The sequence below is a fragment of the Pseudidiomarina woesei genome (assembly GCF_001418345.1).
GTDB lineage: Bacteria > Pseudomonadota > Gammaproteobacteria > Enterobacterales > Alteromonadaceae > Pseudidiomarina > Pseudidiomarina woesei.
In genome coordinates this window covers 85,076-92,244 of sequence record NZ_LIPW01000007.1, presented here as the reverse complement: position 1 = coordinate 92,244, position 7,169 = coordinate 85,076, and the positions used below count along the sequence as shown (strand labels likewise).

Genomic DNA, 7,169 nt, shown 5'->3' with positions numbered 1-7,169 from the left:
GAAAGTGTTTAGGGCTAATGTAGCCCGGCGTTTGACGCCGGGGACGCAAGTTCGAGCTTTTATTAAAATGGATGCTACGTCAGACGTAGCCCGGCGTTACAGACCGGGGAGCGATGCTCCAATCATGTAGAGTGGTCATCATTACCTTATACAAAGCAATCAGCCTTCATATTGTTTAACAGTTTATGCCTGGCGGCCATAGCGAAGTGGAACCACCTGATCCATTCCGAACTCAGCAGTGAAACGCTTCAGCGCCGATGGTAGTGTGGGAGTTCCCATGTGAGAGTAGGACACCGCCAGGCTTTTAATAACGATGAGACCCCGAGCTAACGCTCGGGGTTTTTTCGTTTCTGAAGCCTGGTTCGTACGCTGCGCTGTTAGTCACGCCCTCCGCCCCACTAATATCTAATATCCAACAGCTAATATCGCTTTTGCTCTTCAATACCGCTCTTGCTTATTTGATCTAAGCTATAACTAATTCGTGTATATAAATTGGGCCTAAGCCAAGTACTATGACTTATACAATCCAGAACGAATAAGAGGTGTGACATGAAACGTTCAACTTTAAGTTTAGCTTTAGCGACAGTTGTAATACCGAGTTTCTCATTAATATCTAATCAAGCCGCAGCGCAGGAAGAGAACACAGCGTCGGTGGATGAAACTATTAACGTAATCGGGTCTCGTCTATCGTTACGTACTGCAACGGATGGTACGGCGCCGGTTGATATTATTACCGAAGAAGAGCTTACTGCGGGTGGGTTTACTGAAACGGCACAGGCGTTACAGTACGCCGTACCAAGCTTTAACTTTCCACGCTCATCAATCACTGATGGGTCAGACGCAGTGCGTCCGGCTTCGTTACGAGGCCTTTCGCCTGACCATACGCTAGTACTTATTAATGGTAAACGTCGTCACAGTAGCGCCCTTGTACACCTTAATGGTACTACTGGCCGCGGTAGTTCAAATGCGGACTTGAATGCTATTCCCGTCTCCTCGATTAAGCGTATTGAAGTGTTGCGTGATGGTGCTGCTGCACTCTATGGGTCGGATGCAATTGCTGGTGTAATTAATATCGTTTTAAAAGACCAAAGTGAAGGCGGTTCGATAACGGCCAATGCGGGGCAAACGTTCGAAGGTGACGGTGAGCAGTACAAACTTCATGGCAATATCGGCTTTGGTTTAGGCGATGGCGGAAGTTTCACGTTGTCGGCTGAATATCACCATAAAAACAAAACAAATCGTGCCGGCTTGGATCCACGGCAACAATACCCGTTGGTTAACGGTGAGCCTGATCCACGCGAGGCCACGTTTAATAGATTAAATCACCACGTTGGTGACGCGTCGTTTGAGAACAAAGCAGTTTTCTTTAACGCAAGTCTACCAGTCGGCCAGAATGGTGAGCTCTATGCCTTCGGCGGAATGAGCGATCGTACTTCACAGTCTGGAGCATTTTACCGCCGTGCATTAGACAATCGGAACATTATTGAGGTTTATCCAGACGGATTTTTGCCTTTATTAAGCCCTGAGACTTCGGATGCAAGTTTGTTAGGTGGCTATAAATTTGTCTTAGGTAATTGGGATGTTGATGCGAGTGCTAGTTTTGGAAAAAGCGAGTTTCAGTACCGGTTAGAGAACTCCCTTAACGCCTCGTTTGGGCCAAGCACGCCGACAAGCTTTAATGCAGGCACGCTAACCACGGATGAACTGAATGCAAATATCGACGTTTCGCGATTTATTCCGTTCGTTAATAACTCAGACCTCGCTGTTGCCTTTGGTCTTAGCTATCGTGAAAACTCTTACCAAATAGAAGCAGGAGATCCAGCTTCGTATGAAGATGGTGGTTACGAAGGTCGTCCCGCTGGTAGCCAAGGTTTTACAGGATTTAAGCCTGAGTCGGAAGTAGACGACTCGCGTGATAACGTTGGCGTCTATGTTGAATTAGAAAACCGTTTGACGTCGCAATTCCAATGGGGTGCTGCACTGCGTTATGAAGACTATTCAGATTTTGGTGACAATACCAGCTGGAAGTTGTCAGGCCGTTATGATGTGACTGATAACTTTGCAATTCGTGCGACCGCTAATACTGGCTTCCGCGCGCCAAGTGTGCAGCAAATTTACTTCACCAATATTTCGACTTTGTTTGTAAACCGCAACGGCGAGCTAGTGCCTGAACAATCAGGAACATTTAATAACGTAAGTACGGTCGCTCGTGAACTCCAGTTAGGCGCATTGCAGCCGGAAGAATCGCAAAACTTAAGCTTGGGCTTAGTCTGGAGTGGCAATAACGGTCTGTCATTAACGGTCGATGCGTTTCAAATTAAAATTGATGATCGTGTAATTTTATCAAGCTCACTGGTTCCTAGTGACTCACAAGCTGTTGCTGATGCACTCGCAGCGGCCGGTGCCGACAATGCACGGTTTTTCATCAATGCCGTTGATACGACAACTAAAGGTTTAGATGTCGTATTAACTAAAGATTTTGCGGTCGGCGCTGGTGATCTTACAGCGCAGCTTGCTTATGGCTATAACGAAACTGAAATCGATGGTGTAAATTTGCCAACCATCATTGGTGATTTAGAAGCCAAATTGTTCGATAGTGTGGAACGTACACGGATGACCCGTTCGGTGCCACGCCATAGTGGAAACATTTCCTTTACGCACAAGCTGGATCGATTAACGAGCCGTATTGCCTTCAATTATTTCGGCGATTATGTACTTGAGAACAATGCAGGGTTGCAAACCGAATTTGGCGGCAAGTGGATAACTGATATTTCAGCTGGATATCAAGTGTCGGACAGCTTGAAAGTAAATGCCGGCGTGCAAAACCTATTTGACGAATATCCGGATAAGCAAGATCCGTCGAACCAATTTAACGGTATCTTTATTTATCCAAACACCAATGCACCATTCGGCTTCAACGGTGGTTATTACTACGCTGAATTAACGTATTCATTTTAATTGAAAGACTTTTCAATTTGACCAAAAAGTCATTAAAACCCCCATTACGGATATCCGTTATGGGGGTTTTGTTTTATAAAACACTTACAAATCAATCACAAGCGATTAGGCATGACTTTTGCATATCTACTAGACATCGAACATATAAGTTGAACAAACCAAGCGTGTGTTACTGGGAGATATATCATGAAATCAAATCGAAACTGGTTGTGGATTGTTGCCGGCCTAATTGCCGTCGTGTTTTTTGCTGATGAAATATTTGCAATTATTGGTGCGGTGTTAGGCTTAATATTTAGTGTCGGATTTACCGGGTTACTTATTCTGGCAATTGCGGCGGTCGGATTCTTTGTTGCCATGGCGATCGGGTTAAGTGTGGGGGCTGCGGTTCTTGTTAGTTTAGGGGTGCTCGTTTTTGCGCTATTCGGTTGGTTATGGCCTTATATTTTAGTTGGGGTAATCATTTATTTGTTAGTGCGAGATCGCCCAAAAACCGTGTAGACTGAACGCACAAACTCAGCTTAATGAGATTTCTTTGAGGGGATTAAAGTGCGTACCATTATTATTTTATTAATGGCAGTTTTTACATACTCGTATGGTGTTTATGCTTCCAGCGCTGTAGCTGCGGAGATTGAAGTGTCTGCAGCTTGGGTAAAAGAGTCGATACCTGGAACCAAGAATGGCGCTGGCTATTTCACGATCACAAATGTCGGTACGAATGAAATTACGCTTATTGGCGCGTCCACGAATTCGGCGCGAGCTACGGAAGTTCATCAGCATATTTTGCGTGATGGTATGATGCGAATGAAGAGGGTACCGGAATTAGCCATAGCGCCCAGTGAAACGTTAGTATTTCAGCCCGGCGGCTATCATTTGATGCTATTTGGTGTAAAAAAACCGTTTAGAGCGGGTGACCAAGTTGAATTTACGCTTAAATTCAGCGATGGTTACCAGAGAACCTTCACAGCAGAAGTTAAACCCATTCGTTAGGAATTATATTCATGAAGAAAATTGCTGTAGCGATTATCGCTCCAACGTTATTAATTGCTGGTACTGCACAAGCAGATACTATTTTAGGCGTTTATGCTGGAGGCCAAATTTGGGATACTTCAAATTCAGGTAACTTCGGTTCGGGTAATGGTAGCCAAGAATTCAGCTTTGACGATGAAAAGCAACAAAGTTTTTATGTAGCCCTTGAGCATCCCATTCCTATTTTGCCGAACATCAAAATTCGTGAAAATGAATTGACCAGCCAGGGCTTAGTGACTTTAACACAAGACTTTATATATAACGGACAGGGCTACGCCGCGGGTACAACACTGGGAAGTACCGTTGACCTAAGCCACACTGATTTTACGCTGTATTACGAAATTTTCGACAATGATTTGTTGACCGTCGACCTTGGCCTTACTGCTAAAAAAGTTGACGGTTTGCTAGCAGTACGTGATGCACAAAACGAAAATCGTTTACAAAGTGATGGCTGGATTCCAACGGGGTATGCGCAGGTTAGGGTGGGTATTCCGGCTACCGATTTAACCGTTTATGGCTTGGCCAATGCTATTACTGTTGATGACAGCAGCATTCGTGATGTGGAAGCTGGTATTGAGTACCGTATGGTTGAAAACCTAGCGATAGATTTGAATTTGCAGCTAGGTTATCGCGATGTAAAAATTGAACTTGATGACCTTGATGGAATATATTCCGACTTACAATTTAAGGGGCCATACTTAGGCTTAGAAATCCATTTCTAAGCAACGCGTTAATTTCTTAGTAAAATGATTTAACAGTGGCGGCTGTCAATCGATAGCCGACCACTGCCACATCACCTTCCACCCGTTCGACGTTTATCACGCCCTCAACCCATACCGCATCAAAGGTGTCCTCATATTTTACGCCCTGCGGAAAATCGACCAACACAATTTGGTTTGGTGGTGGCGGTGGCACATGCACACAGGCGCCATAGTATGGCACGAGTAAAAATTGTGTGACTTTATCCGCATCACCTTCAAGCTGTACCACATAACCAGGAATTCTGATTTTCTTGCCATCGAGTGACTCAACCATAGGGGCGTCAAGTTCTGGCTGGTTGGCTAACTCCGGGTTAGCTTCATAGAAAGCTTGGCTACGCACCGGCGGTGGCTTGTAACCTTCCGGAACCAGCTCTTTCCATTGTGTTTCTACATATTCGTCTGCTTGAACGGGCATGGTAACCAACATTGCACTGATAGCCCAAACAAGTGCATTAAACCATTTACTCATACGCGTATTGTTAACCCATCTGCTAAAGCATTGCGGTAAGCCCGCCATGCTGGAATAAAACTTAAAACCAATGCTGCTAGAATAATGGCAGCCAGAAATGACCACTCAGTCGTCGTCAATGGTGTTGCTCGCAGCAAAATGCCGGTATTCGCCAGCAGGGCCTCTCCGCCAACGCCGATGATAAGGTAGAGCATACCTATTCCGATGCCAACACCAACTATGGCCAAAATAAGTGCTTCACTGACGAGTAGGCCAAATATCGTGATTGGCCCAGCACCAACAGCTCGTAGGACAGCCATTTCGCGGCGTCGTTCCCTTAAGCTAGATAGCAAAGCCGTTAACATGCCAAGCAAACCGGTAGCAACAACTAAAGTCGATACGGCAAGCAACGCCTTTTCGAACAGGTTCAATGTTCGCCACAGTTCGGTCAGTGCCATGCCGGGCATAATTGCAGTTAGAGGTTCACCCTGGTAAGTATTAATATCGCGCTGCATACGCAAGGCCAATGGTCGGCTGCTTAAACCAAGTAATACCGCGCTAAGGGTGTAAACCGGCGGTTCATGGCTGTGTTCATGTGTATGGTCGTGCTCACCTTCGTGAGTGGTGTCACTAGATGACTCACCGTGCACTAGTCCTAGCCCCGATAAAGGCATGTAAACGGCTTGATCGACGGGAGTACCTGTACGCTCTAAAATACCGTTTACCGTAAATGGATGCGCATCATGATCACTAAAGCTAATACCACCACTACCATGTGAAATAGTGAATTTGTCTCCAAGTTTCAGCTGTCGTCGTTTGGCAACTTCCGCGCCTAATACGGCACTTTGAGCATCGTTAAATTTATCACCTTGGGTAAATACTAAAGCCTGTCTATCGGCATAGCGAAAGTGCTCAAAGAAATCAGTGGAGGTTGCGACAACGGGGAACTCGCCGAAGCTATCCCCGAGTGCGATTGGAATGTGCCACGCAACACCTCGAAGCGTTTGCAAATGCTGATAACTTTGCCAAGAGAGTGTATTGCTCAGCGCGCCGATGTGGAACACACTACTTAACAGTAACTGAGTATTGCCAGTGCGTGCGCCAACAATAAGGTCTGTGCCGGAAATAGTATTGGCAAAATTCTCTTGAGTTTGGTGCCGAACTCGTTCTACTCCTAGCAACAACAGTGTACTTACAGCAATAGCTAGAATGGTTAACCAAGCGCTCGCTTTGCGGTTCAATAGGCTTGCTACTGCTAAACGAATCATAATCGCCCCGATGTCGCTTGGTTGATTTCGTTTAATTCAATGCTGCGCTGAAAGTGGTGCGCCAAACTGCCATCGTGAGTCACAAACAGCAAGGTTGTATTGTATTGCTGGCACGCATTGAATAATACTTGGATAAAGTTATCTCGATGATCGGCATCTAGAGCAGAGGTAGGTTCATCAGCAATAATCAAAGCCGGAGAGCCATACAAAGCCCGCGCTGCGGCAACACGTTGCTGTTGCCCGACACTTAGTTGATGAGCCGGCCGAAACAGATCGCTTTCGTTTAGCCCAAGTTGTAAAAGTAGTTCTTTGGCGCGTTCATTGTGATTGCGCGATGTTTCATTGACTCTGCGACGACGCGCTGGTGAAAACTTTTCAGCAAGCGACACGTTTGCTACTGCAGAAAGATATGGAAGTAGATTGAACTGCTGAAAAATATATCCAATTTCGTTGGCTCGGAGTTTGTCGCGTTGACGTTGTGACAGTTTCCCCATGTCATGGCCGAGCACATGTAATTGGTTTTTTGCCGGAGCATGGATGCCAGCAATAAGGCTAAGTAAAGTGGACTTACCCGAGCCGCTGGCACCACGGAGCAACACACGTTCCCCTTGTTGAACACTAAACTGCGGAATGCTCAGCAGGGGGCGTGTGGCACCTGGCCACTGAAACTCAAGATTGTTGAGTTCAATACAGGTGCTGGTCATAGTA

7 protein-coding genes and 1 rRNA gene are annotated in these 7,169 nt (G+C 45.9%); 5 read left to right on the top strand and 3 right to left on the bottom strand.

Annotated elements, in window-relative coordinates; genetic code table 11:
* The first annotated feature begins 188 nt into the window (after positions 1 to 188).
* The 5 genes from rrf (at position 189) to ASC40_RS10060 (ending at position 4,706) form a co-directional block, all read left to right on the top strand.
* A 5S ribosomal RNA gene (rrf, locus tag ASC40_RS10080) occupies positions 189 to 302 on the top strand.
* A gap of 247 nt (positions 303 to 549) precedes the next feature.
* A complete protein-coding gene (locus tag ASC40_RS10075; protein ID WP_055439684.1) occupies positions 550 to 2,958 on the top strand; it encodes a TonB-dependent receptor plug domain-containing protein in 2,409 nt (802 codons plus the stop codon).
* Between the two features lie 186 nt (positions 2,959 to 3,144).
* Complete coding sequence (locus ASC40_RS10070) at positions 3,145 to 3,456, top strand: hypothetical protein (RefSeq protein WP_055439683.1); 312 nt, start codon at positions 3,145 to 3,147, stop codon at positions 3,454 to 3,456.
* Positions 3,457 to 3,504: 48 nt separating this feature from the next.
* Positions 3,505 to 3,945 carry a copper chaperone PCu(A)C gene (locus ASC40_RS10065; protein ID WP_055439682.1) on the top strand — a complete coding sequence of 147 codons (441 nt, stop codon included), beginning with the start codon at positions 3,505 to 3,507 and terminating at the stop codon, positions 3,943 to 3,945.
* Positions 3,946 to 3,956: 11 nt separating this feature from the next.
* Positions 3,957 to 4,706 carry a TIGR04219 family outer membrane beta-barrel protein gene (locus ASC40_RS10060; RefSeq protein ID WP_055439681.1) on the top strand — a complete coding sequence of 250 codons (750 nt, stop codon included), beginning with the start codon at positions 3,957 to 3,959 and terminating at the stop codon, positions 4,704 to 4,706.
* Positions 4,707 to 4,722: 16 nt separating this feature from the next.
* On the opposite strand, the gene ASC40_RS10055 is transcribed toward ASC40_RS10060, so the two are convergent.
* The 3 genes from ASC40_RS10055 to ASC40_RS10045 are packed head-to-tail and all read right to left on the bottom strand — an operon-like array spanning position 4,723 to position 7,165.
* Positions 4,723 to 5,214 (bottom strand): DUF3299 domain-containing protein, encoded by a 492-nt coding sequence (locus ASC40_RS10055; protein ID WP_055439680.1) that lies wholly within the window; start codon positions 5,212 to 5,214, stop codon positions 4,723 to 4,725.
* On the bottom strand, positions 5,211 to 6,461 hold the full coding sequence (locus ASC40_RS10050; RefSeq protein ID WP_055439679.1) for an ABC transporter permease: 1,251 nt from the start codon (positions 6,459 to 6,461) through the stop codon (positions 5,211 to 5,213). The genes ASC40_RS10055 and ASC40_RS10050 overlap by 4 nt, the downstream gene beginning before the upstream one ends.
* Positions 6,458 to 7,165, bottom strand: a complete 708-nt coding sequence (locus ASC40_RS10045; protein WP_055439678.1) for an ABC transporter ATP-binding protein — start codon at positions 7,163 to 7,165, stop codon at positions 6,458 to 6,460. The genes ASC40_RS10050 and ASC40_RS10045 overlap by 4 nt, the downstream gene beginning before the upstream one ends.
* Between the last annotated feature and the right edge of the window lie 4 nt (positions 7,166 to 7,169).

Coding starts and splice junctions, on each gene's coding strand:
- ASC40_RS10075 (WP_055439684.1), top strand. CDS start 550: ATGAAACGTTCAACTTTAAGTTTAGCTTTAGCGACAGTTGTAATACCG.
- ASC40_RS10070 (WP_055439683.1), top strand. CDS start 3,145: ATGAAATCAAATCGAAACTGGTTGTGGATTGTTGCCGGCCTAATTGCC.
- ASC40_RS10060 (WP_055439681.1), top strand. CDS start 3,957: ATGAAGAAAATTGCTGTAGCGATTATCGCTCCAACGTTATTAATTGCT.
- ASC40_RS10055 (WP_055439680.1), bottom strand. CDS start 5,214: ATGAGTAAATGGTTTAATGCACTTGTTTGGGCTATCAGTGCAATGTTG.
- ASC40_RS10050 (WP_055439679.1), bottom strand. CDS start 6,461: ATGATTCGTTTAGCAGTAGCAAGCCTATTGAACCGCAAAGCGAGCGCT.
- ASC40_RS10045 (WP_055439678.1), bottom strand. CDS start 7,165: ATGACCAGCACCTGTATTGAACTCAACAATCTTGAGTTTCAGTGGCCA.